Annotated in this window: 24 protein-coding genes and 1 tRNA gene; 16 read left to right on the forward strand and 9 right to left on the reverse strand. The window is 58.4% G+C overall.

What is annotated here, in order from left to right; genetic code table 11:
• The 9 genes from ACX3P1_RS01550 to ACX3P1_RS01590 all read left to right on the forward strand — a co-directional run bounded on the left by ACX3P1_RS01550 (position 1) and on the right by ACX3P1_RS01590 (position 11,846).
• Positions 1-2,238, forward strand: coding sequence for a phage tail tape measure protein (locus ACX3P1_RS01550; RefSeq protein WP_459077759.1), 2,238 nt, complete (start codon positions 1-3; stop codon positions 2,236-2,238).
• A complete protein-coding gene (locus tag ACX3P1_RS01555; protein ID WP_459077760.1) occupies positions 2,239-3,054 on the forward strand; it encodes a hypothetical protein in 816 nt (271 codons plus the stop codon).
• Positions 3,051-4,475 (forward strand): phage head spike fiber domain-containing protein, encoded by a 1,425-nt coding sequence (locus tag ACX3P1_RS01560; protein ID WP_459077761.1) that lies wholly within the window; start codon positions 3,051-3,053, stop codon positions 4,473-4,475. The genes ACX3P1_RS01555 and ACX3P1_RS01560 overlap by 4 nt, the downstream gene beginning before the upstream one ends.
• Positions 4,472-4,765, forward strand: a complete 294-nt coding sequence (locus ACX3P1_RS01565) for a hypothetical protein (protein WP_459077762.1) — start codon at positions 4,472-4,474, stop codon at positions 4,763-4,765. The genes ACX3P1_RS01560 and ACX3P1_RS01565 overlap by 4 nt, the downstream gene beginning before the upstream one ends.
• A gap of 3 nt (positions 4,766-4,768) precedes the next feature.
• Positions 4,769-5,341: a transcriptional regulator gene (locus ACX3P1_RS01570; RefSeq protein WP_459077763.1), complete on the forward strand. Its 573-nt coding sequence runs from the start codon at positions 4,769-4,771 to the stop codon at positions 5,339-5,341.
• Positions 5,338-5,754, forward strand: coding sequence for a DUF6950 family protein (locus tag ACX3P1_RS01575; RefSeq protein WP_459077764.1), 417 nt, complete (start codon positions 5,338-5,340; stop codon positions 5,752-5,754). Before ACX3P1_RS01570 ends, ACX3P1_RS01575 begins: the two co-directional genes overlap by 4 nt.
• A 156-nt stretch (positions 5,755-5,910) precedes the next feature.
• A complete protein-coding gene (locus ACX3P1_RS01580; protein WP_459077765.1) occupies positions 5,911-7,950 on the forward strand; it encodes a phage tail protein in 2,040 nt (679 codons plus the stop codon).
• Positions 7,951-7,986: 36 nt separating this feature from the next.
• Positions 7,987-9,759, forward strand: coding sequence for a hypothetical protein (locus ACX3P1_RS01585; RefSeq protein WP_459077766.1), 1,773 nt, complete (start codon positions 7,987-7,989; stop codon positions 9,757-9,759).
• A 122-nt stretch (positions 9,760-9,881) separates the two neighbouring features.
• Positions 9,882-11,846, forward strand: coding sequence for an acyltransferase family protein (locus ACX3P1_RS01590; protein ID WP_459077767.1), 1,965 nt, complete (start codon positions 9,882-9,884; stop codon positions 11,844-11,846).
• 131 nt (positions 11,847-11,977) lie between these two features.
• Here the strand turns inward: ACX3P1_RS01590 and ACX3P1_RS01595 are convergent, their stop codons facing one another.
• Together ACX3P1_RS01595 and ACX3P1_RS01600 are read right to left on the reverse strand one after the other, a co-directional pair.
• Positions 11,978-13,048, reverse strand: a complete 1,071-nt coding sequence (locus tag ACX3P1_RS01595; RefSeq protein ID WP_459077768.1) for an acyltransferase family protein — start codon at positions 13,046-13,048, stop codon at positions 11,978-11,980.
• A 634-nt stretch (positions 13,049-13,682) separates the two neighbouring features.
• Positions 13,683-14,687: a P63C domain-containing protein gene (locus ACX3P1_RS01600; protein ID WP_459077769.1), complete on the reverse strand. Its 1,005-nt coding sequence runs from the start codon at positions 14,685-14,687 to the stop codon at positions 13,683-13,685.
• A gap of 108 nt (positions 14,688-14,795) precedes the next feature.
• Between ACX3P1_RS01600 and ACX3P1_RS01605 the strand changes: the two genes are divergently transcribed.
• From ACX3P1_RS01605 to ACX3P1_RS01620, 4 genes are all read left to right on the forward strand, one after another.
• Positions 14,796-15,497, forward strand: coding sequence for a lysozyme family protein (locus tag ACX3P1_RS01605; RefSeq protein ID WP_459077770.1), 702 nt, complete (start codon positions 14,796-14,798; stop codon positions 15,495-15,497).
• Positions 15,497-15,715, forward strand: coding sequence for a hypothetical protein (locus ACX3P1_RS01610; protein WP_459077771.1), 219 nt, complete (start codon positions 15,497-15,499; stop codon positions 15,713-15,715). Before ACX3P1_RS01605 ends, ACX3P1_RS01610 begins: the two co-directional genes overlap by 1 nt.
• Positions 15,712-15,951, forward strand: a complete 240-nt coding sequence (locus ACX3P1_RS01615; RefSeq protein ID WP_459077772.1) for a hypothetical protein — start codon at positions 15,712-15,714, stop codon at positions 15,949-15,951. Before ACX3P1_RS01610 ends, ACX3P1_RS01615 begins: the two co-directional genes overlap by 4 nt.
• A gap of 133 nt (positions 15,952-16,084) precedes the next feature.
• Positions 16,085-16,510, forward strand: a complete 426-nt coding sequence (locus ACX3P1_RS01620) for a hypothetical protein (RefSeq protein WP_459077773.1) — start codon at positions 16,085-16,087, stop codon at positions 16,508-16,510.
• 254 nt (positions 16,511-16,764) lie between these two features.
• Here the strand turns inward: ACX3P1_RS01620 and ACX3P1_RS01625 are convergent, their stop codons facing one another.
• The 7 genes from ACX3P1_RS01625 to ACX3P1_RS01655 all read right to left on the reverse strand — a co-directional run bounded on the left by ACX3P1_RS01625 (position 16,765) and on the right by ACX3P1_RS01655 (position 22,702).
• A complete protein-coding gene (locus tag ACX3P1_RS01625) occupies positions 16,765-17,763 on the reverse strand; it encodes an SDH family Clp fold serine proteinase (RefSeq protein ID WP_459077774.1) in 999 nt (332 codons plus the stop codon).
• Between the two features lie 266 nt (positions 17,764-18,029).
• Positions 18,030-18,620 carry a hypothetical protein gene (locus tag ACX3P1_RS01630; protein ID WP_459077775.1) on the reverse strand — a complete coding sequence of 197 codons (591 nt, stop codon included), beginning with the start codon at positions 18,618-18,620 and terminating at the stop codon, positions 18,030-18,032.
• Between the two features lie 182 nt (positions 18,621-18,802).
• Entirely contained in the window at positions 18,803-19,066 is a 264-nt protein-coding gene (locus tag ACX3P1_RS01635) for a hypothetical protein (RefSeq protein WP_459077776.1), read from the reverse strand.
• A 9-nt stretch (positions 19,067-19,075) separates the two neighbouring features.
• Positions 19,076-19,459, reverse strand: coding sequence for a hypothetical protein (locus tag ACX3P1_RS01640; protein ID WP_459077777.1), 384 nt, complete (start codon positions 19,457-19,459; stop codon positions 19,076-19,078).
• A gap of 54 nt (positions 19,460-19,513) precedes the next feature.
• Positions 19,514-20,044, reverse strand: a complete 531-nt coding sequence (locus tag ACX3P1_RS01645; RefSeq protein WP_459077778.1) for a hypothetical protein — start codon at positions 20,042-20,044, stop codon at positions 19,514-19,516.
• Positions 20,045-20,171: 127 nt separating this feature from the next.
• A tRNA-Arg gene (locus tag ACX3P1_RS01650) sits at positions 20,172-20,248 on the reverse strand.
• A gap of 558 nt (positions 20,249-20,806) precedes the next feature.
• Positions 20,807-22,702 carry a long-chain-fatty-acid--CoA ligase gene (locus tag ACX3P1_RS01655; RefSeq protein ID WP_459077779.1) on the reverse strand — a complete coding sequence of 632 codons (1,896 nt, stop codon included), beginning with the start codon at positions 22,700-22,702 and terminating at the stop codon, positions 20,807-20,809.
• Positions 22,703-22,988: 286 nt separating this feature from the next.
• On the opposite strand from ACX3P1_RS01655, the gene ACX3P1_RS01660 reads away from it, so the two are divergent.
• The 3 genes from ACX3P1_RS01660 (at position 22,989) to ACX3P1_RS01670 (ending at position 26,569) form a co-directional block, all read left to right on the forward strand.
• On the forward strand, positions 22,989-24,581 hold the full coding sequence (locus tag ACX3P1_RS01660; RefSeq protein WP_459077780.1) for an ABC transporter substrate-binding protein: 1,593 nt from the start codon (positions 22,989-22,991) through the stop codon (positions 24,579-24,581).
• 65 nt (positions 24,582-24,646) lie between these two features.
• Positions 24,647-25,654 (forward strand): ABC transporter permease subunit, encoded by a 1,008-nt coding sequence (locus ACX3P1_RS01665; protein ID WP_459077781.1) that lies wholly within the window; start codon positions 24,647-24,649, stop codon positions 25,652-25,654.
• Positions 25,655-26,569, forward strand: a complete 915-nt coding sequence (locus tag ACX3P1_RS01670) for an ABC transporter permease subunit (protein ID WP_459077782.1) — start codon at positions 25,655-25,657, stop codon at positions 26,567-26,569.
• Positions 26,570-26,571: the final 2 nt, after the last annotated feature.

A 26,571-nucleotide genomic window follows, 5' to 3' on the forward strand; every position in this document is an offset into this window, starting at 1 on the left:
ATGGCTTCTGCAGTAATCGGCTCACTCCGGGTTGTTCTCGGCATCGACACGGCCATCTTCGACAAGGGCCTTGGCGGTGCGATGAAGAGCCTGAAAGGCATCGGCAAATCGATGCAGAAGGTCGGCGCCGGCATGTCGGCCGCGATCACCGCGCCGATCGTCGGCTTCGGCGTCTCGGTCGTAAGGACGGCCGGCGACTTCGAGGCGGCGATGAACCGGGTGGGCGCCGCCACCGGCGCAAGCGGTGACGAGCTTTCCGCGATGTCCGTTCTCGCCCGGCATCTCGGCAAGGATACGACCAAGAGCGCATCCGAATCCGCCGACATGCTGGAGATGCTGGCCAAGAACGGGCTTTCCGCCAAGCAGATACTCGAAGGCGCGGCAGCTTCGGCAATCTCGCTGTCGGAAGCGACCGGCGGCGACCTTTCGCGGTCTGCCGATGTCGCGACCAACGTCATGGCGCAGTTCAATCTGGAGGTAAAAGACCTTCCGAGAATTGTTGACCAGATCACCGCCTCGACGCTGGATTCGCAGTTTGGGTTTGACGATTACGCGCTGGCTCTTGGCCAGGCTGGCGGCGTCGCCGGTGGGCTTGGCGTTTCTCTGGAGGATTTCAACACCGTCATCACCGCGACATCCGACACCTTCAACTCCGGTTCTGACGCCGGCACTTCCTTCAAGACCTTCCTGCTTTCGCTGACGCCGACGACATCGAAGGCGCGGGCGGCGATGGAGAACCTAGGCCTCGAATTCTTCGACGCCCAGGGCAAGATGAAGTCGATGGCGGAGATCGCTGAGGAGCTTCGCACGTCGATGGCCGGACTTTCCGACACGGAGATGTCGGCGAACATGAAGACGATCTTCGGCACAGACTCCATGCGCACCGCGATTGCCCTGATGAACCAGGGCGCGGAAGGACTAAACAAAGTCCAGGAGGGCATCAACCGGCAGGGAGTAGCCGCTGAGCAGCAGGCGGCTCGCATGAAGGGCTTCAACGGCGAGATGGAGAAGATGTCTGGCGCGTTTGAAGAGTTGCAACTTTCCATCGCCAGTAGCGGCCTGCTCTCTTCCATCACATCCATGGTCACAAAAATCGCGGAATTTGTTGAAGGCTTGGCCAAGACCAGCCCGGAAATCCTGAAATGGGGCACGGTCGTTGCCGGCCTCGCCGCCGTGCTTGGCCCAGTCGTGCTCGTGCTGGGGACGCTCGCTGTCGGCATTGCCGCCATCGGGCTCCCCATTGCGGCGGTCATTGCTGCAGTTGCCGGGCTGACGGCAGTGTGGGTTCTATTCAGGGAGGACATCGCCGCAGTCGATCAGGCTTTGATGAGGTGGGCCCGGAACTTCGACGCCGGTGTGGTGTCGCTGTTCAATACAGGGGTCGAGAAGATCAAGGCGTTCGCCTCATCGCTGATCGATGTGTTCGCCGCGCTGCCCGGACAGATGGTCGATATCGGCGCGCAAATCCTCCAAGGCCTGTGGAACGGCCTTAAAAGCAAGATGGGTGCAGTAAAGGACAGCCTGACCGGATATGCGACCGGCCTTGTCGATAGCGTCAAAAGCACGCTTGGCATTCAATCGCCGTCGAGGGTGATGCACGAAGTCGGCACCAACATCATGCAGGGTCTCGGCCTCGGGATGGAGGCACAGAAAGGCTACGTCATTGGCGTTGCGAAGAGCACCGCCGATCAGGCTGTTTCCACGACCAAGGATGCCTGGGCAGGCCTGCGTGAGGTGAGCAAGGATACGTCCGATTCGTTCGGAAGCATGTTCCAAAGCGTCGGCTCATCGATTGGCGAGGCCATCAAAGGCACCAAGAAATGGTCGGACGTTCTGGAGGATGTCCTCGGCCAGCTGGCGCAGGTCGCCCTTTCGAAGATGAACATCGGCGGCGGTGTTGGGGGCGGTGGTGGTTTCGGCGGGCTGATCTCGGGTCTGTTCGGCTCGCTGCTTGGATTTGCAAATGGTGGATCGTTTCAGGTCGGAGGATCTGGCGGCATCGATAGCCAGGTGGTCGCCTTTCGCGCATCTCCCACTGAGCGGGTGAGTATCACCAAGCCGGGGCAGGAAGGCGGTGGCCGCTCAATCTATGCGCCTGTCTATCACATTGACGCGCGCGGCGCTGATCAGGCTGCAATCGCGCGCATCGAGCGCGGTCTCGATCAACGTGACAGGACCTTCGACAGGAGGGTCGATCATCGAAACGACACTCGCCAGACGCGAAAGACGAGGGGTTAAATGGCCGGCCGTCTTATCTCGCCGCCTGTGGGCCTTGGCACTACGTCCATCGAGCCGTTGGCCGGTCCGCGCGCGGTCAGCGGCGGGGCAACGCAATCGATCGGCAATGTCGTGCAGACGTTCGGATCGCCGTTTGGCATGTGGCGGTTTCGGTTTTCTTTTCCAGCCATGCACAAGAGCCTGTTCCGTCGATATCGCGGATGGGTGACTGCACTTCACGGTGGCGCCAATGCCACGCGCTGGACGTTTTTCGACCCGGACATGATGTCGTTTCAGGAGGCGGGCGTCGATGCTTCGAACTTCGAAATTGCGACCGGCAAGCCATGGTCCAACAGCCAGCCGTGGTTGAATGGTGAGAACTGGAAAATCAGCCGGCCGAATGTTGCCGTCGTCGCCGCCGCCGCGATCGATGCGACCGTGGTGAAGCTGGCCTCTCAGTGGTGGGGTCAATCGCTTGGTGTCGGTGACTATCTCGGGTTCTTCCCGTTCCATTTCGGAATGTACGAAATCACGGAAGTGGTCGAGCCTGGCACCTATCGCATCTGGCCGGGTTTGAGGAAGGCTGTCGGCCTCGATGAATTCGCCACGTTGTCGCCGACGCTCGCCATGCGGCTTGAAAGCGAGGACGCGGGCAGCGCCGGCCGTGGCCTGGTCGTAGCCGACAGCGCATCGGTCACGATGGTCGAGGTTTTCGATTATGACGTGCGCGATTATTTCAACGATCCAAGCCCGGCTCCTTCGCCAACTCCGGCGATATTCGCTGACGGCGCGTGGAACGATTGGGGTCTCTGGTCCGATAGCGAGACTTATCCATGATCCGTAATCGTGACACCAAAGCAGAGGTTGCCGCCCAACTTGACCCGATGCTTGACGAATGGGGCGGCGTGGCTGGCACCGGAACACCGCCAAATTACGGGACGGTTCGCGCTCGGATCAACGCCATTTCAGCCTATAACGGCCTTCCATCCATGGACGATGGCGAGCTTGGCGGCGATGCCAGATCGAAGATCAATGCAATCCTGGCGCTTGAGAATTACCGCAAGTTTGAACTGGATTTCGCGATCAACGAAGGGCTTGTAATCGGGCCGAACGGACGGTCGGGGACTGCAACTTCTCTGGTGACGACTAGTCGACCTAGCGTCGCCTCCTACTTCGACGCCTCTGGCACCCTGCGCACCGCCGCCAACAACGTCCTCCGTCTCGACCATGACCCGGTAACGCATGCGGCAAGGGGCGCGCTGATCGAGGGGGCGGCGACGAATTTGGCGTGGCCGTCTGACTGGTCCGGTGTTTCAACACTCTATGCGGATTTCACTCTCGCTCAAGCGGCGGGACCGGACGGAACCGACACGCTCGCTCTCATCACCAGCACGAACCTTAATGGCGGTCTAGCCAAAGTCGTATCGGTTCCAGCGGGAGACGGAGTGACGCGCTGCGCATCGTTGTTTTTTCGAATAGGCACCGCCGACACACATAGGTTGGATATTGGCTACTACGGTGGTCCAACCGCACCTTATAGAGTGGCGGCCACTACGTTTACTGTATCAACCGGTATTGTTGCCGGCGCGGGCGGTGTTATCGATTGCGGCGGTGGTCTTTATCGCCTGTGGGCTCCATTGATAAATGCGGCCGCAGACGGCCATACCGTCTGTCAAATTGTCTCCAACGTGATGGGTGCAAGCGGGAATACTGCTTACACCGGCGATCTTCAGATCGAAGCCGGCTCCGTTCCAACCTCCTACATCAAGACCACCAGTGCTGCCGCCACACGTGCCGCCGATGTGGTGAGCATCCCGAATAACGGTCTATGGGCAGACGCCGTCACGGTGGCGATGGAGTTCAGCTACCCGGTGCTGCCGACGAGCGGTTTTCCGGGGCTGTTCAATTTTTACGATAGTTCTGCGACATCCCAGCGAATGGTCGTGTTCTTCAACCCTGCAAATGGCGCATTCGGCCTCGGTTCTGTTCCCGAAGGCACAACGACGGAGGGGAGTGTCGTCGTCGTTCCTGCGCCGGCCATCGTCGCGGGCCAGTCGGCCAGCCTCGCGGCGAGATTTGCGAAAGACAATTTCGCCATGTCTGTGAACGGCTCGCCGCTGGCGTTCGATACCTCCGGTAACGTCCCGATGACCGATACCTTGCGACTTAACCCAAGCACCCCCGCCATCCATATCAAGCGGTTCAAGCTGATTCCTGCCGCGCTGTCGAACACAGACATGATGGGGCTGCTGCCATGATCGACACTGACCTCTACCTCCGCGCCGACACAGAAGCCGATCTTGCCGCCGCGCTGCCGTTCGCGCACCAAAACGACGAGTGGATCACCTCCACGCATGACTACGCCCTCGACCTGATCGGCCCTGTCGTCGCCACCGACGGCACCTATGACGAGAACGGCAAGGAACTGACAGCGCCCATCATCGACGCGCGGTTCCACGCGAACCTGCGCTGCACGGCAGAATTTGCGGCGTTAGTGCCGGAAGGCATCCAGATCAGCCCGGACAGTCCGTCGAGGGTTTGGGCCTAGACCATGGCAATCTTCACCGAAGCCGATCTTGACCGGCTCGCGCGGCCCCATGTTGCGCGAGCGTGGTTTCTGGAACTGGATCTTCCCGCCGGCATTTCGCGCCTGCACAGCGGCACCGGCCGCATTACGCTTGGCGGCCACGAATGGCGCGGCGTTACCGATCCCGTCGGTGGCCAGATCGTGTCGATGGGCAATGTCGAGGAACCGCGCTTCGGCCAGGCTGTGGCGGTCGACATTACCTTGTCGGGTGCGAACAAGGATTTCTTCCGGTCGGTGCACACCAGCGCGAAGGCGATTGAGGGCAGGCGAGGCGATCTTTATTGGGCGGCGTTCGATGCCGAAACGGGCGAAGTCCTGATCGGCCTCAAGCGCCTGTTCCCCGGCAAGATCACCAGCCCGGCACTTCAATGGCAGGGCATCGGCGTTCGCACCGTCTCGATCACGCTGGAAAGCATCTGGTCGAGCCAGAATTATGCCGTTGGCGGCAAATGGAATGGTGCGGATCAGCGCCGCCGCTATCCCGGTGACAAGGGGCTCGATTTCGTTGGCGTCAAGGTTTCGGAGAACTGGTCATGACGCGCGCTGAACTGTTGCAAGCTCATATCGAAGCCGTCGAAGGCAATCCCGTCGTGTGGGGCGAGAGCGACTGCACGTCATGGGCGGCGTCGTGGGTCAAGACCGCCTCCGGCAAGGATGTTCCATTCCTTGGGACTTATGCTGACCTGGACGAGGCGCATCGTCTCATTGACGAGGCGGGCGGCCTCGATGTGCTGTGGACGCAGGCGCTGGCGCAGATCGGTATCTTCTCGACGCCATACGACCCTGTGCTTGGCGACGTGGGCATCGTCAATACGGCAAGCTTTGGCCCGGTCGGTGTGATCTTCGCACAGGACGGCGTTGCACTCTGGCGCGCGGACAAAGGCACCGGACTGCTGCGTCCTCGTCGGCGCGACATCATCAAGGTTTGGGCGTTGCCCGCTTCCGAATAAGCCGAAAGGCCATCCATGAAACTGTTTCGCAAGCTGCTGCTGGCGGGCATCTGCCTGCCTGCAATGGTCACGTATGCGGCGGCTGATCCTATATCGATCGGCAGCTTCGTCATCTCGTCCCTGCTGTCGGTTGGGGCCGGCGGCATCCTTCCGGCCGTGTCGGCCGCCGTCATCGGCAACGCCGTCATCGGTGCTGCATTGATCGGTGCATCACTGCTATCATCCGTGCTGGGTCGCACCCCGAAAATCAATCCGGGCGACTTCAAATCAACGTTCGAAACCGGCGACAGTTCGGAGATCCGTGCGGTCGGTCGGGTTCGAGTCGGCGGCCTGAAGGCATTCGGGAATACCAAGAGCGGCACGGATCGCTTCCGCCTCATCTGCCATACGCGTGGCAAGGTCAGCGCTGTCGAGGCGCACTATCTCGGCGGGCGCGAAGTCACGGTAGAAGCTGACGGTCAGGTTTCATCCCCGCCTTGGGCGAAATCCGGTGGATCATACGTCTACATCAAGTCGAAAATTGGGGACGGAACGGAAACCGCATGGGCGAACCTCATGTCAGCCTTTCCCGATCTGTGGACTTCGGCGCATCGTGTTCGAGGTATCGCGCAATCGCTGATCCAGTACATTTCGCCGGGCATCACGACGGAAAAGTTCATGAAGCTTTTCCAGTCCGGCCCGCCCGATTATGAGCGCGTGCAGCGTTCGGAGCCGGTTTATGATCCGCGATCCGGCCAGTCTGCCACGAACGATGCGACGTGGGCCTATCGCGACACCGGGCCGCTTTGCGCCGCTCATATCTTGCGGTCGTATCCGAGCCTGGTGGTATCGGATTTCGATTATGCAGGCATCGGGACCGAAGCATCCAAGGCCGACGCTCTGGTAGCAACCAAGTCCGGCACTGAAGAACGTTCACGCTGCTGGGGCATGTGGGCATCGGAAACGCCACGCGGCGAGGTGATGGACCAGGTGCTGAAGTCCATCGGCGCGGAGATCGTGGCGACCGACGACAACAGCTTCAATATCAGGTTGATCGATGATGTTCGTACACCGGAGATCACATTCACCGAAAAGCATCTGATCGACCTGCAATGGCGGTCGGGGCCGGAGAGTGTCGAGCGCCCGAACATCTGCAGGGTCAAATACTACTCACCAGAACGCAATTACGACATGACGGAGATCGACCTTACCGACATCGTTTGGGCACGCGCGCAAGACGAGATCGACCGTGTCGGTGAACAGATCATGGATATCGATCTGCCGTTCTGCCCGTCTGCCAGCCAGGCACAGAGGATCGCCCGTAGGCTGTTCGCCCTGGCGCGCGCCGACGCCGGTGTGGCCACGTTCAATTTCGCCGGGCTGGCGGCATGGGGCCGCACCGTCGCGGCCATCCCGTTGCCTGATCTGGATATTGTCGAAACCTGTGCCATCGGGACGCCGCGCGTCAATGACGATTCCGGCACCGTGGAAATCCCCTTCATTGTCTGGCCCGATCTCTCGCCATGGGATCCCGCAATAATGGAGGCGGATGCTCCGGCGGTAGTACCTGAGATGCAGTATGAATCGGAGTTGGACACGCCGACCCCGCCGTCATTTGCAACCGTCGTGCAATATTCAGGGGGCGGGTATGAAACTCGCACTGTGTTCTCGGCGGTATCGGGAGGGACTATCGCAGAAGCGGTGTTCCGAACCTATAGCGCAGGCCAGCCGAACGCCTTTGCATCGATGACGGAATATAGCGGGTCAGGCTCCACCCGATACGCGTTTGTAGCCGGCAACACGGTGGGCTCCAAGGTGGATTTCAAGTGCCGGTTCTTCAACGACGACGATGACGGTTCTTACTATTCTCCGCTTCTCACCGTCGACCCGATGACGATCACTAATTCCATACCGGACGCGCCATCGATCGATGCCGTCGTTACCGTCGATGGCACTTATCAGTTTGACATCACCCTCAAGAGTTCGACGTTCCACGTCACGCGGTTGAGGGTTGAGAAGTATGTCGGCCCGCTTCCGACCGACTGGGTTGATCTGACTTCGTCTAATGCTAGGCCCCAGGTTGGATTCGTATTCCACCATGAAGAAATCCAAGGCGGGCAAACGCGATTGATGCAGTTGCGCGCCTTCGCGATGACCAGCAACGGGACTTCTGGTCCGCCCGCGAACTATTCCTACAGCATCCCTGGCACGGCTTGACGCCCGCCAAACCACCTTAATATTTGGAGAATTGATATGGCGCTTCCACTCACGAAGCTCGGCCGCGATGTTTTTGCGCCTGCAACAGCCGGTGGCGCGCCGCGCGGGGCGGACATGGGCGATGCTTCCGTCCTGACGACCGAATACGAGGCGCTTCTCAAGGCGATCATAGCGGGTGCGGGCGGCATCACGCTGCTGCCGGATTTGATCTATGCGCAGAACACCGGCACCGGCACGGCCGACGCGATCATTGCAACGGCGGCTGGAACCATCTCAACCACTCCAAATTCGCAACTGGTCACCGTCAATTTCACCGCGCCAAACACTGGCCCGATGACGATCTCGATTAACGGCGAGACGCCGCGTGCGCTGGTGCTCAATGTGGGCGGCCCGATCTCCGCAGGCTATGTGAAGGCAGGCATGGCCGCGCTCGTCCAGTTGGACAGCGCAGGCAATTACCGTCTGTTCAGCTATGGCGATGCAACTGCGATTCAGGCTGCGGTGGAAGCGGCTCTTGCTTCGTTCAGAACGCAATATCTCGGGGCATATTCGAGCGCCCCCTCGACGGACCCGGCTGGTGGTACGATTCAGGAAGGTGCATTTTACTGGAATACTACCTCCAAAGCTCATTTCTATTGGGATGGCGACAGTTGGGAGGCGTTCCCTTACGCGACGGTAGCCGATGGCGCGATCATCTCCGTGAAGCTTGCCAATGACGCCGTCACCTCCGAAAAACTTGTCGATGACGCGGTCACCATCGATAAAATCGCAGCGGATGCGAAAGATGACTTCCGCTTGGTCGATCCAAACGGCCCCCGGACGCGGATTGGCTACTACAACGCCACCGGCATCCAGATCGTTGGAGAGCGCTACTTCGCCATGGGCGGCTTCCGTGCGGGCGGGCGCTTCAAACGCAATCGCGTTCCTGTCTTTCCGGCACCCGCCTTTACCGACCGGGAGCGCCATATCATCTCGCTCGGGAACGGAACCTCGACGCCGGGCGACCTCTTTGCCGAAACTCGCCATACAAAATCGACGTGGTACGCCCTATTCGCCGCCGCGAATGACGGCGACGCAACTGCCACGCTGGGCTTTATGCCGGTCCTTCGTTCTCGGACCGTCGCCGGAGACGTGGTGACGTTCAACAAGGGCGCAGAGAATGTCGCTACGGCGATTGCCGAAACCCTCCAGTTCGCGACGAACGCTCTTGCGGGAACCGATGCTCTCGTCGTGAGCGAGACGATCGACAGTCGAAGCGGGGCATTCTCCTACCGAGTAACGACTATCACGGCCAACAGCGGAGGGCAGATAACCCTTGCCGATGCAGGTAGTATCGGCTTTCTGGACGCGATTATTCCAGCGCCTCCAGGCTTTGACCATTATCGATATCTCGGCATGTGCTACATGGATACTGCCGAGGTTAGAAACATCGCCGATACTGGCACGCTCGTGTCGACGCGCGGTGCAGCAAACGCGACCTCCAACCTGAGTGGAGCAATTTCTACGCCGAAGCAGATCGGCTTTTGGGGGCACATAAGTCCATTGGCGACGGCGGTTAAGTTCGCTCATGCGGATGCGTTCAGCGGATCGGGTGGTGACTGTGTTATCCGCTATGGTACTGATGGTTCAAACCATGACACCGACGAGTTCTATTACCAGTCGGCCGGTGTTCCCAGCCCGAGCTTCAGCTTCAACTTTGAAAATGTCGCCTTCTCATTTAGTCAACACCTCTGGTTCTACAGCGGTGGTGCGCTCAACACCTCCGCTATGACAAGGACGATGAACATGCGCGGGTGGCTTGAACCTTAGCAGGAAATTGGCAAACAAAGGTACTGAGGCCCACCCGCCGCGTGCGGCCATAACCAAATTGCTCTTGATCTAGCCCACAAGATTATCCAATGGTGCGGCGGAATTAGTGGGGGCTAGATAACTTGAGGGGCAAACATCGAGATGAGATCGATGGGCTGCGATGCATCGCAGTGCTTTCAGTTTTAATCTACCACGCCGGTTTCAAAGCGTATGGCGCCCGGCTGTTGCCCGGGGGGTTCCTCGGCGTCGATGTGTTCTTCGTAATTTCCGGCTACCTGATCTCGGCAGACGTGCTCTCGAGAATCGCCAACGAGAGTTGGTCGTTAATCGGCTTTTACGAACGAAGGGCGCGGCGCATACTACCTGCGCTTTTTGTTGTGGTCGCAGTGACGATACCGTTTGCCTGGTGGCTGATGACCCCAGCGCAAATGGAGAATTTCGGGGCGAGTGCCAGAGCTACTGCCCTTTTCGGGTCAAACATCTTCTTTTGGTTGGACACGGGATACTTCTCGGAGGCTATCGAGCTAAAGCCGTTAGCCCATACATGGAGCTTGGCGGTTGAGGAGCAGTTCTATCTCGTGCTGCCGCTAGTGATCTGGGGTTTGGTGAAGGTGTCGCAAGGGCGGTACTTGGCAGCGGTTTCGATCGTGGCGGCGGCCGCTTCGTTTATAATCGCCCAATGGTGGAGCGTAACCCGGCCTGCTGCCAGCTTCTATCTACTGCCTTCGCGGGGGTGGGAGTTACTAGGAGGTTCGCTGCTGGCGCTTCTGGAAACCAAACGGCAGCGGCCCGCCGACGGGACTTTGCCGACGGTCGCTTCAGGGGTTGGTCTGGCGCTGATTATCGGATCAGTCATTCTTGTGGACGGCTCAATGCAGCACCCAGGGCTGGTCACGATACCGGTCATCGTCGGAACCATGCTGCTGATATGGTTCGCGGGAGCAGCCGGGATGGTGACACAGTTGCTCACACTTCGCCATGTCGTGGGCATCGGCCTGATTTCTTATTCTCTCTATCTGTGGCATCAGCCAATATTCAGTTTTGCGCGCCTCTATTCGATCAACGACCTGCTGCTGTGGCAAAGGGTAGTGCTGATAGCCTTATCGATCCCGGTGGCGTATCTGTCTTGGCGCTACATCGAGCGGCCCTTCCGCCAACCCGGCACCATCAGCAAGGCAACAATCTGGCTATCGTCAGCCGGTGCAACTGCTGCCGTTCTGGTTTGGTCAGGGATGACCCTGGAGGCTCAGGGTTGGCCCGAGCGCATGCCGCCAGAGTTTCGGCATCTCGCCTTTGTCGAGCGCGGATATTGGAATGACAAAGGTGAGGAGTGCCTAAAGAAAAATTGCAGGGTCGGTGATCCAGCTGAGCCGTCCATTGCAATCGTGGGCGACAGCCACGCCGCCATGCTTGCAAAGAGCTTCGATAGGTTTTTGAAGGGCACAGGAAAGGCTGCGGAAATTATCGCAGACGGCGACGTTTATGTGTCTCAGTATCCCGATTTCTATGGGAATTTGGACAGCGTGCTCGCACGACAAAAGGAAGCTATTTTTTCGGCCAATGTCAAGACGGTTGTCTTATCCTCGCGCGCTGTTTTGCGGGTTACGAACATAATGTTCGATAATGGCGAGGGTGGAGTTGAACCATCCACTCCAGTGTTTAATGGTCGAACACCGGATCAGCGGGCAGAGTTCGCGAGAAGGATTCGAGAAGGCGTCCTTGAACTTCTAGAAGCGGGGAAACGGGTTGTCCTTGTTTATCCCGTGCCTGAGGTCGGTTGGGACGTGCCGGTTACGTTGGCGAAAATCTACGCGAGGGGCGGGGCCATGATCACGACTTCCCAGCAACGGTATCGCGAGCGTGCCGGGGGTATCATTGCCTTGTATGACAGCATCCCAGACAGCAGCAGCCTGGTGCGGATTTATCCCGAGAAACTCTTCTGTTCCGTAGATTTACCAGGCCGATGCTCCGTTGCTGATGCAAAAAGCATTTTCTACCTAGACGATGATCACCTGTCGGTTGCCGGGTCCAATTTGATCGTCGCGGCCATCCAAGAAAAAGCGCTGGACGCTTGGGGCGGACTTTAGGCGCCGCCCTATTCCGGATGGCTTTCGAACACAGCGGCCTGACCGGGCCGATCCCATGATTCGCACTGGTTTTTCCGAGATCGGCTACAACGGAAAAGCAGGGCGATGCGTTTTTCACCGCTGCGGCGCTGCTATAACACCTGACCTTCTCTCGCAGCGATGATGCTCCGCCCCTTATTCCACGCGAGAATGGCCTTTTTTGCAGGTAGTTCAAAGCCGATGTGAATGCAGTAGGCGATGCCGATTGCCATCCCAACGAAAAGTGGGAATTGGAGAAAAGTCGGTAGCCCTGCGGAACTCGCGATATAGGCCGAAAATCGATGCGTGAACCAGTGTGTCAGGTACAAGGCGTAGCTTATGTCGCCGAGGAAGATGGCAGTCGCTCGCAATGCTTCGGGCACACGTGCAGCATAGGCGGTCATGACCACCGCGCCAGAAAATCCCGTGAGCACAACGTAAAGCATCGGGCTTCTGTACACATTCACTGGAGAAATGATCGAAACCGACGCGATGCAGACAAGGATTGCGAGCGTTAGCCAGAAGTTGAGGGCGTTCATCCTTATCGGCGCTCTAAACACCGCCAAACCGATAGCAAAATAAGGCGCGAACATCAGCGGGTTCGCATAGTTGAACCAGAACTCAGCGCCATCCTGCCCGCGCAATAGCCTAAGCGCAGCATGTTGACCGACCAACAATATAGCGATGGCTACGGCTAAGGTGCGGAGCCTAGCCCCTGCGATCAGCAGGGCCACAATTGGGAAGATTAGATAGAAAACGGCTTCGATGCCGAGGGACCAAGCTGCCACGGCACCCGAATTCATACCCGGCATCTGTAGCCCGAATAGTCCAGTCGCAGTCAGATATGCCTTGGCAAAGGTGTCTATCTGCCATGATCCGGCTCGAATGCTGCCCTCGATTCCCACACCGAATGCCACGAGTGCCAGCAACGGCAAAACCCGGGCGATGCGTTTGATGTAGAAGATTTTGAGTAAGGGAAGATTGATCGCTCGGTCGAAGTCGCTGCCATGCGCGATCATCATGGCTACGGCCGATACTATGAAGAAAATGTAGACGTAGAAGGCGCCAACGCTTTCAATCGCATAACCATGGGTCCAACTCAGATAATGGTAGACGGCCACACCGAGCGCGCAAGCGCCGCGAACGAGGTGCAGACCAACATTGATGTTCGGGTTCTTCGTCATGGCCTTCGATAAACCACTAGGGCTGTCCGCGCCTAGTCCCACAACCACCAAGCAACCAGTAAAATGACGGCGGTCCAGATAGCACCGCGCACGAAACCGCGCCGGCCGGGCTTCCAAGGGTCGTTCTGATCGTCATCGGGCATGAAGTAATCCGGGGATTGAAAAGCCCGGTCGCGGAAGTCTGACAAAGGATGGCGACCGGGCCTGCTGCATCAGGAAACAGCGCAGCAAGCTTATCCGGCTCGTAGCGCATTGAAACCGACTTCTCGCGCTGACGGTCTAACCTAGTTGGCGCTTCCCGGACGGATTTCCCGGCAAATAGGGGATCGGAGGCAACCGGTACGGCTTCTCAAATTCCAGATGTTTTGACCACGGATCGTATAGATCGACGTTCGGGCGCTCATGCTTGATGCCCGCACCATGATCTTCAGAGTGTTGCTTATCTGACATTGATTCCCAAGGCTCTAGGCTGTTGGCGTATATACAGAAAAGCTTAAGTGGGTAAACAAAAAATAAAGCCCGGTCGCTGTTGGGTGGGGTTGCGGGGATAGCGACCGGGCCTTCTGGTTGAGCAGCACATCACCTTAGCCGGACAGGTATAGGCCGGCAATCACCACAATCTGAAACCCGCGCCCTAATCTGCGAGTAGTTCTATTTGATCGCCGGACTTAGGGAATGCCTTGGCAAACAGCCGCTTGAAACTTGGCCAATCGTCGGCGGCGCGCATCAAGACTGTTGTGGCGGATATCTGCCGCTCCAAATGCGGATTTCCTACATCTTCGGTCAGAAACTGGTGGTGTCGATTACGCCGCCTGCCATGCTCGTCTTTTGGATTGACGGTATGCAGCTCTTTGAGAACCCCAGGGGGCAGTTGCTCGTAGATATACGTGTTGGTGAATTTCCCCACGACACCTGGGCGGCTGACAGATTCCGGGTCGTACTCCCAACCGTGAAGACGGAACATTTCCTTATAAAATGAGTCGGGGAACCGCTTCGCCCATCTCATCAATTCGGGAGAGATATAGGCTTCGAGTATCTTGTAGAGGGCGTCCCGCTTCCGAACCTCTTGGAACCCAGTAGCTTCGTCGACCAACGCGACGATACCTACGCGAGCCAGTCCGCGAATTATCAGTTCGCATTGCTGGGCGATCGTCATCTGCTGCTTTTGCAGGGTGCCAGCCGCACGCGCCGAAAGAACCGACTCGCAAAGCTCAACCAGCACATCAGCTTCGTAGCCATGGGCTCGCTGTCCGGTAGGTGTGAGGAACAAAATCGGGTTGCGGAATCGATCTATCAAGTCCGTAGAAATAAAGGGTTTTATCCTGTCGCCAGAGGCAAAAAGCTCAAAACGACTCATGCCTGCAACCATTGACCCACCGCGAGCCATTCTCAGCGCATCCTGCATGCCTCCCGTGATCAGCACTCGACGCTCGTCATCCAAAACAAAGCACGGGATTTCCATCTCACCGATGCGCAGCGGACGATCATCAGCACCGTAGATGGCCTTGGGGAGGCTGGCGCGGCTCGGATCGGCCTTTGCCCATCTCGCAATCGCCCCGGCACGGGCAACCTCGCTGCGCTGCTCAGCAGTCATTCGCGTCATCCTTGCCTTGCCGGCCTTGGAATGTTTGTCCGTCATCTGAATACCCAATGCTATCCACCGATAGCATCCATATCTGCTATCACTTGATAGCATTGTCAAGTGGCTCCTAAGAGCCTGCTGAATACTCCACAGAAAGGACTGACCATGGACCGAACCGTTCCTGCGGGCGCGGCGCGTTTGCTCGACTTCATTGGCCTGACCGAAGCCCCGAATGGTTACGGGACGATCTATGCCAACAAGCAGGGCATGCTTGCCAAGCCGCTCACCGAAATGACGCTGGACGACGTTCTGGCCGCACAGCCTCGATGGTCCAAGAACCATGGATCGAGCGCGGCGGGCCGGTATCAGTTCATGCGGGCAACCCTTCTCGGATTGCGATCTGAGCTTCACCTTCGCGGGTCGCAGAAGCTGGACGGCGATTTGCAGGACCGGCTTGGCTACCATCTGCTTATCCGGCGCGGCTACAGCGACTTCATGGCCGGCAAGATAGGGCGCATCGAGTTCGGCAAGCGCCTGGCGCAGGAATGGGCGAGCTTCCCGGTGCTGAAGTCGGTCAAGGGCGCGCATCGAACCGTAGCGCGCGGCGAAACCTACTACGCCGGGGACAAGCTCAACAAGGTGCTGGTGAAGCCCGAAAAGGTAGAGGCCGTGCTGGACGAGGTGTTGAAGCTTCGTCCGTTCTCCACTGGTCCTGTATCCGGCCCGCCAGAACTTGGAACGCCTATCCCTGGCACCGTGAAGCCTGCGGAGCCTGTCGCGCCTCCTGCGCCGGCCTACGTCGAGCGCAATCCGTTCTGGGCGGCGCTGTTCGCATTCCTCAAGGTAATATTCGGAAGGAAAAGGTAATGGAACAGGAACCGATCAATCAACCGCGCCCGAATCCAACTCGCAAGCTCAGCGCTGCCGTCATCGGTGCGGCGCTCATGGCCGTGGCTGGGCTGATCGTCAAGAATGCCGCTCCCGAATGGTATGACCCGGAAGTCTTCGCTGCCCTCACGCCAGTCGTGATATTCGGCCTCGGCTATTATGTCCGCGATCGCCCAAACATCGTGGTGTCGGAATGACCGCGATCCTGACCGGCTTCCTCTCCAACCCCACCATCATTGCCATCTTCGCCGCGATCATCGGCGCGCTTGGCTATGGCTTCCAGCAGCGCCTTGCCGGGGCAAAGGCCGAACGGAACAAACTCGCGGAAAAGGAGCGCGACAGCTATGCGAAACACCTGCAGGACATTGCTGATGCTGCCAATGCTCGCCCTTCTGTCGGGGTGTCCGACGACCCAAACAATCGGGACCGATAAGGCCGTGTGTTCGATTTGGGCGCCAGCGACCTATTCGGCGTCACAGGACAGTCAAACCACCATCGACGGCAACCGGGCGCTCAATGCGCGCCGGGACGCTTACTGCAGATAGCATGGAATAGGGGCCGGGGATTTGATCGAGGAAGACGATATGACGAACGCTCCGCAGAAGATTGCAGAGAACGTGCTGCTATTGGCAATAGCCCGCGTCTCCATGGCGCTGGCGCTACCAACCATCGGGCTTATTGCGTTCCTCGGCTCGCAATGGCTGGAAGGGAAGTTTGACGCGCAAGCCACCATCGTCAATCAACAGATCACATCTGTGACGGCGACGGCGACAAGAGCGAACGATGTCGCGACGAAGGTCAATGATCGGCTGATCGCTGTCGAGACAAAGCAGGTCCAGGACGGCGCGTCGAACGACAAGTTCCAGACCGCCACGTTGACCAGGCTCGACCGGGTGCAGGATAGCATCGTCGGGCTATCCAATGCGGTGGCGGCTTTGACGGCCACGCTTCAAGCCTTGGTGAGCGACCAGAACAGGAAGCAGCCGCCGTAAGAGGCGGCGCTACCAGATACTAAGAACAAAACAGGTAGGCATTCACCCTGCCGAGTAAGCCTCAATATTGCCCCACGGGTGATCGGGGATGCGCTCATGGTGACGATCCGCGCTTGGTTCACCGATAACTAAGACAGCATCGCGCATAACGTCGAGTAAGCTGCCCGTGTCTCCCGTCCGATCCATGCGAATCGTTTGGACTGCGGTTGACTCGCGATAAATCAGTGTCGCGTCGGTATCGTTTCGAAGAGACATCATCTTGCCTTCCACCCCTCAAAAACTCTCTGGTCGTCTATTTGTTCCACCTGCTGTCCTTGCGGACCTTGCGCCATCGAGCGTCTCAGAAGGCCTTCTGACACAAATCCATAAGAGCCGCCATTCACGCTTTCGATCAATCCACGCACCAATTCGTAGTTAACTGTTTGGTTTGGCCCCACCATGACCATCGGATTGAAAGGCTCGAGCAGCTTCATTTCGCCTGAATAATCTTTATGAAGGCTTTTCAGGCGTCCATAAAATTCTTCGCTTGGCTTCTCGACCGGTAGGCCGAGCGTTTTAGCTTCGCGGCGGTTGATGGTGTAGTCGTGACTCCCCGAATCCGCGCATAGGAAATCAATTATCGGTTGGACCTTGTCCGAATCTTGCACGTGTTCATTGAGTAGCTTCGATGCCAGGAAACGAATTTGCGCCCGAGAACGGAAAATCTCACCCAGGACAAGGGGATGCACCTTGTTCGACAAATCCATTAGGATTCTGCCAAGGACGTTCACATCATCGATTTTAAGATCGACATTGGCCGCGTCGAGGTATCCGCGAACTGCTTCTACGCTCACTGGAATACGCGCCAGCTGATTTCCGTTCGGTACCTGCGGACCAAGGGGATGAATGAGGCTGGGATCGATAGGCCCTAACGTGGCCTGTTTTGTCATCACGATCTTCTGAGCGCCGAGTGAAATCAGGGTGCCGGCGCTCATAGCTTTGTATGGTATGAGGACTTCTAACTCGTCGCAGAATGTCTTGATTAAATTGACTAAACGCCAAGCTGCAGCGGTGTTCCCACCATTTGTGTGGAGCAAAAGTGAAATTCTTTTGGTTGGCCCAATCGAATCGAGCATATCCACAAAAATGTCTATGCAATCGGCCCCGATTTGCGTCTCGGCATTAGGGCGATCTCCTGTGATGTAGGAGATAACCTTAGTGTCGCGCTCTTTCTCGATCTGCTCATAGATCGGTTTGCGCTCTTGAAATGCCATAGATACCCCCAAACCCATCTTTGGGGCTCTCATATTTGCCGCAGCATGTCAATTCTTGCCATTAATTCGAATCAAACTAACGCCGCCGCCCACCATCTTCCCGACGCCAGCAATATGGCCCGCTGTCTCACATCAACTTGTGTTAGCGATCAAGTTGATGGGACCCCATACATCCCGTACAGCTTCTGCATATTGCCTCGCCCGCGTGTCCTGATGGATGCGCGGGCTTTTTTGCGTTTGTGGGAATTGGAACTTCGCGCTGATATCTACAAATACGGTGTATTCAAGCCCGGCCCAAATCCTACCATGTCATCTTTTGTCGCCCGCCTGGGAAGCACGGACTTGTCGCCCAAATCTGAGACATAGACATCCCTCCATTGGTTGCTGCCGTCATCTGGTCGCTGAAGAATACTTGTCGGAACCAGCGCCCCCCAGAAACGGAGAGCTTCATACCCTTGTGCCTTCATAGTGCCCGCAAGGTGTTCGCAAAAACCATCCTTCCAACCTGCCCAACAACTCCAAACGACAACGTTGCCCGTCGCTGTCATGGGCAACCAGGATAGCTTCTTGGCGATTTTTTCTGGGGAGAAAATTTCCTTGGCACCGCCTCCAATGAAATCGCGCTGCTTGTCGCCGTGCGCCCATATCCATACAGCGCGATCATCTTCTATCTCAGGCTTCATTTTGGGATAATTTTTCATCGTTGACTTGTCTGGCAGTAGCATCTCTGACTCGCCGATGCCGGCGAGATAAAACGTCGATCGAAGCTCTTCATCGATCCCGCCCCCCCAACTCGGTACAAATATCTTATCCCACCATTTATCTAGCTGAAGGTGTCCATTTTCGGTAAACCGCATGCTCGTGCCCTTCCTCGCCTGAGCTTTCCGCCATTCCTTGGCTGCTATGCCAACGTAACAGCAGCCCCAGCACTTGCCATGGGCCAGAAAGAGCATGGCTAAGGACCCATTGCCCCTAACTGCGGTATTTTAGCCAAGTCGCATCCGGGCGAACTGGGGCCGGGAATTGATACTAGCCGACCTCATTCCATATCCGGCACATCACCGCTGACGAACAGCGTCGTCGGCGGCCCGTACTCCCCGATGTCCGGATTAGCCTCTCGGCTCCAGGCGATTACCCCGACGTGCTTGTCGACGAGAGCCTTTGCCGTCCTGATCGCTCGATCCTCGCTCTGCTGATCGGCCGGGCCGAATGCGGGGAATAGCTCTCCATCCTCGCCACGGTCGAACGCGACGACGACGATCAGCTTCGGGTGCTTGGTCTGGGGTAGGATGTGGTCGGACATGCGTCGCTTTCAGGATGATGAGTTAGACGGTGTTGAAATCCCTCTCAACTCCCCAAGCAGCGCCTGCACGCACCCCCACGACATAGCTTCGCTAGACCATGCCCGTGACACCTCATCCTCCTGTCGTCGCGCCTCTTTATGGTTTCGGCCGGAAAAGGCCACCAGAAATTGGTGCCCCACAGTCTCCCACTCGCCTGAGGCATTTCGCTCCTCGAAGTACATTTCGATGCAGTAGTCGGGAGCAGCCGGATTGCTGTCCAGAGCGACCCTCATCCCTTGATCGTCGCGGCCGCCTCGCATGTTGGCAAACACTGCCCGCACGAACTCCTCCGGATGTTTCAAGCCACTAGCAATGGATCTAAGTGTTGCATCGGAGGGAAGTTTGGCTTTCATGTTTTCCTCCCTGGCAGCAGTATGATCGAACCGCGGACCAGAAGCGTCAAGCCACTATAGAGCCCTGGTTATCCGCATGTATTTGGAGACAAGTGCATCTAGATCCTTAGGAAAGGCCTGTGATTCCTTGAGCGCGCGTTTGCGAGCTTCAGCGTTCTGTCGACGTAGTTCGTCATCCTCCTCTTCCATCGGCGTGCTAGGCGTCCCCTCAATGAGCGCATCACGAACGACTTTGATCCTTGCGGCCACCTCATCGCCAAATAGGAACTGCGCGCGTCGGCCTACATCGTGAAGGGTCTCAATTCGCTGCATGCGCGCTCCATAGGTGGACGGGTCAAGTCTTTTCGCTATGGAACTCGGATCGAACCTTATAGGCGCCCAATAGCCGCGCACGGCTTCTCGCGCGTCACTATAAACCGCAAAACGCTTATCGAAGAGATCGAGGATCAGCTTTTCGTGAGCGACTCGCCACTGCCTATAGGCGATGAGCGCCACCACAATGCCGACCAACAACGTTACTGCAGCCGCAGCTAGCGGCGCCAGCAGTGAGATGGCACTTATACAATTCGGGATATTTTGGCTCATTTTTCCCCCCAAGCCGAGCGCACCATCGCGCCGGCAGGGGCATGCGTCAATCCATGTCGCGTGTGAGTATCTGGTGAGTGGCTCAGAAAATCAATCCGCCGAATTGCTCTTAAAATATTGATTTTATTGGCGCACCCGACAGGATTCGAACCTGTGACCTCTGCCTTCGGAGGGCAGCGCTCTATCCAGCTGAGCTACGGGTGCCTTCGGGATCGGCGGATAGATCCGGAAAACGAACCGGTCGGCGAACCGAACGGTCGCAGCTTCTTAGCGGAAGCTTCGCAAGGCTTCAACGGGGGAAATGGGAAATGACCCCTGGCCCCAAGGACAAAGCCGAAGCGGGTTTGTCGAACACGGCGGCCGGTCATTGTCGACAGGAACGACGCGCCAATGCAGCAGGGGACGATCGGCTATCGCTCAAGGTGCCTTCGGGCATACAGTCTGAAACCGGCGCCCCTTTACGGAGACTTGCCGTAGGATCGACCGACATTCGCGTCGGTTTTGTGTTCAAGGCGGCGAAAAGGCAGCAGTGGTGTCGGCCACCACAAGGGCTTTTCAACAAACTTGAACGCGAAAATCCGCCGCGTCCTATAGGGATATGGTGCATCGCCCGGTTCGTCGTCGCAAGACCTCGATGGAGGCCACCTCCACCTTCGATCGTGTTCCTGGAACCGAACGATTTGCGCGCATATCGCGCTCCGATCGCTGCATGTTTGTTCTTAGAACCCGCGACCTTGGCGCTTCGGCCCACGTCGCACAGCTTCAGGCCGTGGTCGTATCCCGCAGCGCTCTGCGCAGGATCTTGCCGACCGGCGACTTCGGCAATTCGGTCCGGAACTCAATGGAGCGAGGCCGCTTGTAGCCGGTCAGGTTTTCTCGGCAATAGGCGATCAGCATGGCTTCCGTCAGGTTCGGGTCTTTCTTGACCACGAACAATTTCGGCACCTCGCCCGAATGCTCGTCGGGCACGCCGATGGCGGCCACTTCGAGCACGCCGGGATGCTGGGCGACGACTTCCTCCAGTTCGTTCGGATAGACGTTGAAGCCGGAGACGAGGATCATGTCCTTCTTGCGGTCGACGATCTTGGTAAAACCTTGAGCGTCCATGAAGCCCATGTCGCCCGACTTGAAGAAGCCGTCGCCGGTCATCGCCCTGGCGGTCTCGTCCGGTCGGTTCCAGTAGCCGCCCATGACCTGCGGACCCTTGATGCAGATCTCGCCGACCTCGCCCAGCGGCAGGTCGTTGCCCTCGTCGTCGCGGATGGCGATCTCGGTCGAGGGCAGCGGCAGGCCGATGGTGCCGGTGAAATCGGGCGACGAGCATTTATTGGCGGTGGCCACCGGCGACGTTTCGGAAAGTCCGTAGCCTTCGGTGATGTGGCTCTTGGTGAGTTCCTTCCAGCGGTCGGCGACGGCCTTCTGCACGGCCATGCCGCCGCCCAGGCTGAGGCGCAGCGCGCTAAAATCCAGTTTGCGAAAGTCGTCATTGTTCAATAGCGCGTTGAACAGCGTGTTGAGGCCGGGGAATATATGGACCGGATATTTTTGCAGCTCCTTGACGAAGCCAGGAATATCGCGCGGGTTGGGAATGAGAATGTTCTGCGCGCCCTGCTGCATCCCCATCAGTGCGTTCACCGTCAGGGCGAAGATATGATAGAGCGGCAGCGCGCAGACATAGGTGAGATGCGCCGGCCTCGGCTTGACCGTGTAGGCATCCTCCACCCACAGAGCCAGTTGCGCGACATTGGCGAGTACGTTGCGGTGCAGCAGCGTCGCGCCCTTGGAGACGCCCGTCGTACCGCCGGTATATTGCAGGAAGGCGATGTCGTCGGCTGCAGTCTTCACCGGCTTGAAGCTCATCGCGCTACCTGACTTCAGCGCGGCATTGAACTTGACATGGCCGGGCAGCGACCATGACGGCACCAGCTTCTTGACGCGCCGCACCACCAGGTTGACGAGCGCGCCCTTGAGCGTACCCAGCATGTCGCCCATCGAGGCGACAACCACATGCTTGACCGCCGTATGCGCGACGACCGCCTGCAAGGTGGTCGCAAAATTTTCGAGAATGACGATCGCCTCTGCGCCGGAATCCTTGAGTTGGTGCTCCAGTTCGCGCCGCGTGTAGAGCGGATTGACGTTTACCACCACGTAGCCGGCATGTAGGCAGGCCATCATGGCGACGAGATACTGCAACACGTTCGGCATCATCAGCGCGACGCGCGCGCCCTTCTGGATGCCGCGCGATTGCAGCCATGCGGCGAAGGCGCGGGATTGCTGCTCAAGCTCGGCATAGGTCAGGCTCTTGCCCATGCAGGTGAAGGCGGGCTGGCCGGCAAACTGCTTGCAAGCCCGCACCAGCAACTCGCCGATGGAAGCGCTCGGCAACGCGCCGATCTCGGCCGGCATGTTTTTCGGGTAGCTGGCAAGCCACGGTTTCTCGCGCCCGGCGGCGGTCTGCGTTTTGGATCGGGCTGCCTGTGGGATTGATTTTACAGCGGGCTTTGCAGCCACCTTAGCCGTTGTCGCCTTCGTTCCGGCGACGGCCGCCTTTACGGGTGCCTTTTTTGACGAAGCGCCCTTTTCTGCGTGCTTTGCGGGAGCAGGCGCGGTTCGTGCCTCGTCTTTCGCCGAGCCGATCCTTGCTGTCGTCTTGGCCACGCGCTCCTCCCTTGCCGGACGCCTATCTATCGCGGACTATCCCGATCCTTGCAAGGGTTGCCGAGGCGACGCACGGTCAAGGCGAAAATGGCGAAAAAAAGACCATTGATATATGACAAAACGACAGGAATTAGAAAAATATCCTGCGTCATGCGGTGCCAGTAAATCATTTTTCGCTTTGTGGGCGGAATGCAAGCAGGGTGTTCCACTCCAAAAAGAATGGTGCTTATATGCGGCCTTCGAAAGCCTTGCCAAAAAGGGCTTGAAACAAATCAGGGAGTCTTCAATGAAAAAGAAACTGGCTTTTGCGGCCGCCTTGCTGGCTGCAACCGTCATGGGCGGCATGGCCGAGGCCAAGCAATTGGTCTATTGCTCGGAGGCTTCGCCCGCCGGCTTCGATCCGTCGCCGTGGAGCGGCGGCAACGATTTCGACGCATCCTCGCGCACCATCTATTCGCGCCTTGTCGAGTTCGAGCATGGCAAGACCACCATTGCACCCGGCCTCGCCGAAAGCTGGACCGTGTCCGATGACGGGTTGGAATACACCTTCAAGCTGCGTCCCGGCGTAAAGTTCCAGACCACCGACTATTTCACGCCGACGCGCGATCTCACCGCCGACGACGTCATCTTTTCGTTCGAGCGTCAGTGGAAGAAGGACAATCCGTGGTTCGAATACCTGCCCGGCACCGGCTGGGAGTATTTCGCCGGCATGGGCTTCCCGGACCTTCTCAAGGAGATCGTCAAGGTTGACGATCTGACCGTGAAGTTCGTCCTCAACAAGCCGGAAGTCGCCTTCCTGCCCGACCTTGGCATGGACTTCGCTTCCATCGTCTCCAAGGAATATGCCGACCAGCTCGAAAAGGCCGGCACCAAGGATCAGTTCACGCAAAAGCCGATCGGCACCGGTCCGTTCCAGTTCGTCGATTACCAGGTCGATGCGGTCATTCGCTATCAGGCATGGGACGGCTATTACGGCGGCCGCCAGAAGATCGACGATCTGATCTTCGCCATCACCCCAGATCCGGCGGTGCGCGCGCAAAAGCTGATGGCCGGCGAATGCGATATCATGTCCTATCCGGCACCTGCCGATATCAAGGGCCTGCAAGCAGACACCAATCTCAATGTGGATGAGCAGGAAGGCCTGAACATCGGCTACATGGCCTACAACACGACCATGCCGCCCTTCGACAAGGTCGAGGTCCGCAAGGCCCTCAACATGGCCGTCAACAAGCAGGCGATCATCGATGCGGTCTATCAGGGCGCCGGCCAGGTGGCCATCAACCCGATCCCGCCGACGATGTGGTCCTACAACAAGGACGTCAAGGACGATCCCTACGATCCGGAAGCGGCCAAGAAGATGCTGGCCGATGCCGGGGTCAAGGATCTGAACATGAAGATCTGGGCGATGCCGGTCAGCCGTCCATACAACCCGAACGCCAAGCGCGTGGCTGAGCTGATACAGGCCGACTATGCCAAGATTGGCGTCAAGGCCGAGATTGTCAGCTATGAGTGGACGGAATACCGCGAACGCGGCAAGGCCAAGGATCGCGACGGCGCCTTCCAGCTTGGCTGGACGGGTGACAATGGCGATCCGGACAACTTCCTGTTCCTGCTCGGCTGCGACGCCATCGGCCAGTCCAACTACGCGATCTGGTGCAACAAGGAGTTCCAGGACCTGCTCCTGAAGGGCAAGGCCACCACGGATGTCGCCGAACGCACCAAAATCTACGAAGAGGCTCAGGTCGTTTTCAAGCGTGAGGCTCCGTGGCTGACGATCGCCCACTCAAAGGTGTTCATGCCCATGAACAAGAAGGTGGTAGGCTTCGTCATGGATCCGCTCGGCATTCACCGCTTCGACGGCGTTGATGTCACCGAATAGGATGGTGAAATCAAAATAAGGAACGGCGGCGCTGGACATCTGGCGCCGCCGTTTTATTAAAGAACATGCTCCGTTATCTCCTCCAGAAGCTGGCCCTCATCATTCCGACCGTCTTCGGCATTTCGCTGGCGGCGTTCGCTTTCGTGCGGCTTCTGCCGGGCGACCCGATCCTCGCAATGGCCGGCGAGCGCGGGGTCTCGCCGGAGCGCTATGCCGAGCTGATCGTCCGCTTTGGCTACGACAAGCCGTATGTGGTGCAATATCTCAACTATATCGGCAACGTGCTGACCGGCGATTTCGGCATCTCCATCGCCACCAAGCGCCCGGTGCTGGGCGAGTTCCTGGTACTGTTTCCGGCAACGCTCGAACTGGCGACCATCGCGCTCATCCTGGCCGTGGCCATCGGCATCCCGGCTGGCATTTTCGCCGCCGTCAAGCGTGGTTCGTGGTTCGATCAGGCAACCATGGGCGTGGCGCTGACCGGCTATTCGATGCCGATTTTCTGGTGGGGTCTGCTGCTCATCATTTTCTTTTCCGGCTATCTCGGCTGGACGCCTGTTTCCGGCCGCATCGGCCTGCAGTATTTCTTCAAGCCGGTCACCGGCTTCATGCTGATCGACAGCCTGATCTCGGGCAGGCCCGGTGCGTTCGGCTCGGCCGTCAGCCACCTCATCTTGCCGTCCATCGTGCTGGCGACCATTCCGCTTGCCGTCATCGCGCGTCAGACGCGGTCCGCCATGCTCGAGGTGCTGGGCGAGGATTATGTGCGCACCGCCCGCGCCAAGGGCCTGGCACCCCGCCGCGTCATCGGCCTGCATGCTTTCCGCAACGCGCTGATCCCGGTGGTCACCACCATCGGCCTGCAGGTCGGAACGCTGATGGCGGGCGCAATTTTGACCGAAACGATCTTCTCCTGGCCGGGCATCGGCAAGTGGATGATCGATGCCATTGGCAAACGCGACTATGTCGTCGTCCAGAGCGGTCTTCTCATCATCGCGCTGATCGTCATGTCGGTGAACCTGCTCGTCGACGTGCTCTACGCCGTCATCAACCCGCGCATCAGGGTGCAGTAGATGACCGACCAGTCCGCAGGCGAAGCTACAGCCGCCGTCCCGACCGGCCCGCGCCAGCGCGCTTTTGCCGAATTCTGGCACTATTTTTCGATGAACACCGGCGCCGTCATCGGCCTCGTGGTGTTCACGCTGCTGGTGCTTGCGGCGATCTTCGCGCCGCTGATCGCGCCGCATCTGCCCGACGAACAGTTCCGCGATTCGCTGCTGACGCCGCCCATGTGGAGCGAAGGCGGCAAGTCGACCTTCATCCTGGGCACCGACGCCGTTGGCCGCGACATGCTTTCACGCCTCATCTTCGGCGCGCGCTATTCGCTGTTCATCGGCCTTATGGTGGTGGTGTTCTCTCTCTCCAGCGGCATCATCCTCGGCGTGCTCGCCGGCTATTTCCGCGGCTGGGTCGACGCGCTGATCATGCGCGTCATGGACATCATCCTGTCCTTCCCCTCACTGCTGCTGGCGCTGGTGCTGGTGGCGATCCTCGGGCCTGGCCTGTTCAACGCCATGCTGGCCATCGCGCTGGTCCTGCAACCGCACTTCGCGCGCCTGACCCGTGCCGCCGTGATGGCGGAAAAGAACCGCGAATATGTGGTATCGGCCAAGGTGGCCGGCGCGAGCCATCTGCGCATGATGCTGGTGACCATCCTGCCCAATTGCGTCGCCCCGCTCATCGTGCAGGCGACCTTGTCGTTCTCCAACGCCATTCTGGAAGCGGCAGCCCTCGGCTTCCTCGGCATGGGCGCACAGCCGCCGACGCCCGAATGGGGCACCATGCTGGCCAACGCGCGCGAGTTCATCCTGCGCGCACCCTGGGTTGTCACTTATCCCGGACTCGCCATCCTGATTACGGTGCTGGCCATCAACCTGATCGGCGACGGCCTGCGCGACGCGCTCGACCCTAAGCTGAAGAGGTCGTGACC

The organism is Mesorhizobium sp. A623 (assembly GCF_054489405.1).

Coding starts and splice junctions, on each gene's coding strand:
- ACX3P1_RS01555 (WP_459077760.1), top strand. CDS start 2,239: ATGGCCGGCCGTCTTATCTCGCCGCCTGTGGGCCTTGGCACTACGTCC.
- ACX3P1_RS01665 (WP_459077781.1), top strand. CDS start 24,647: ATGCTCCGTTATCTCCTCCAGAAGCTGGCCCTCATCATTCCGACCGTC.
- ACX3P1_RS01660 (WP_459077780.1), top strand. CDS start 22,989: ATGAAAAAGAAACTGGCTTTTGCGGCCGCCTTGCTGGCTGCAACCGTC.
- ACX3P1_RS01625 (WP_459077774.1), bottom strand. CDS start 17,763: ATGGCATTTCAAGAGCGCAAACCGATCTATGAGCAGATCGAGAAAGAG.
- ACX3P1_RS01630 (WP_459077775.1), bottom strand. CDS start 18,620: ATGCGGTTTACCGAAAATGGACACCTTCAGCTAGATAAATGGTGGGAT.
- ACX3P1_RS01595 (WP_459077768.1), bottom strand. CDS start 13,048: ATGACGAAGAACCCGAACATCAATGTTGGTCTGCACCTCGTTCGCGGC.
- ACX3P1_RS01585 (WP_459077766.1), top strand. CDS start 7,987: ATGGCGCTTCCACTCACGAAGCTCGGCCGCGATGTTTTTGCGCCTGCA.
- ACX3P1_RS01575 (WP_459077764.1), top strand. CDS start 5,338: ATGACGCGCGCTGAACTGTTGCAAGCTCATATCGAAGCCGTCGAAGGC.
- ACX3P1_RS01670 (WP_459077782.1), top strand. CDS start 25,655: ATGACCGACCAGTCCGCAGGCGAAGCTACAGCCGCCGTCCCGACCGGC.
- ACX3P1_RS01565 (WP_459077762.1), top strand. CDS start 4,472: ATGATCGACACTGACCTCTACCTCCGCGCCGACACAGAAGCCGATCTT.
- ACX3P1_RS01560 (WP_459077761.1), top strand. CDS start 3,051: ATGATCCGTAATCGTGACACCAAAGCAGAGGTTGCCGCCCAACTTGAC.
- ACX3P1_RS01570 (WP_459077763.1), top strand. CDS start 4,769: ATGGCAATCTTCACCGAAGCCGATCTTGACCGGCTCGCGCGGCCCCAT.
- ACX3P1_RS01600 (WP_459077769.1), bottom strand. CDS start 14,687: ATGACGGACAAACATTCCAAGGCCGGCAAGGCAAGGATGACGCGAATG.
- ACX3P1_RS01645 (WP_459077778.1), bottom strand. CDS start 20,044: ATGAGCCAAAATATCCCGAATTGTATAAGTGCCATCTCACTGCTGGCG.
- ACX3P1_RS01550 (WP_459077759.1), top strand. CDS start 1: ATGGCTTCTGCAGTAATCGGCTCACTCCGGGTTGTTCTCGGCATCGAC.
- ACX3P1_RS01605 (WP_459077770.1), top strand. CDS start 14,796: ATGGACCGAACCGTTCCTGCGGGCGCGGCGCGTTTGCTCGACTTCATT.
- ACX3P1_RS01640 (WP_459077777.1), bottom strand. CDS start 19,459: ATGAAAGCCAAACTTCCCTCCGATGCAACACTTAGATCCATTGCTAGT.
- ACX3P1_RS01615 (WP_459077772.1), top strand. CDS start 15,712: ATGACCGCGATCCTGACCGGCTTCCTCTCCAACCCCACCATCATTGCC.
- ACX3P1_RS01610 (WP_459077771.1), top strand. CDS start 15,497: ATGGAACAGGAACCGATCAATCAACCGCGCCCGAATCCAACTCGCAAG.
- ACX3P1_RS01635 (WP_459077776.1), bottom strand. CDS start 19,066: ATGTCCGACCACATCCTACCCCAGACCAAGCACCCGAAGCTGATCGTC.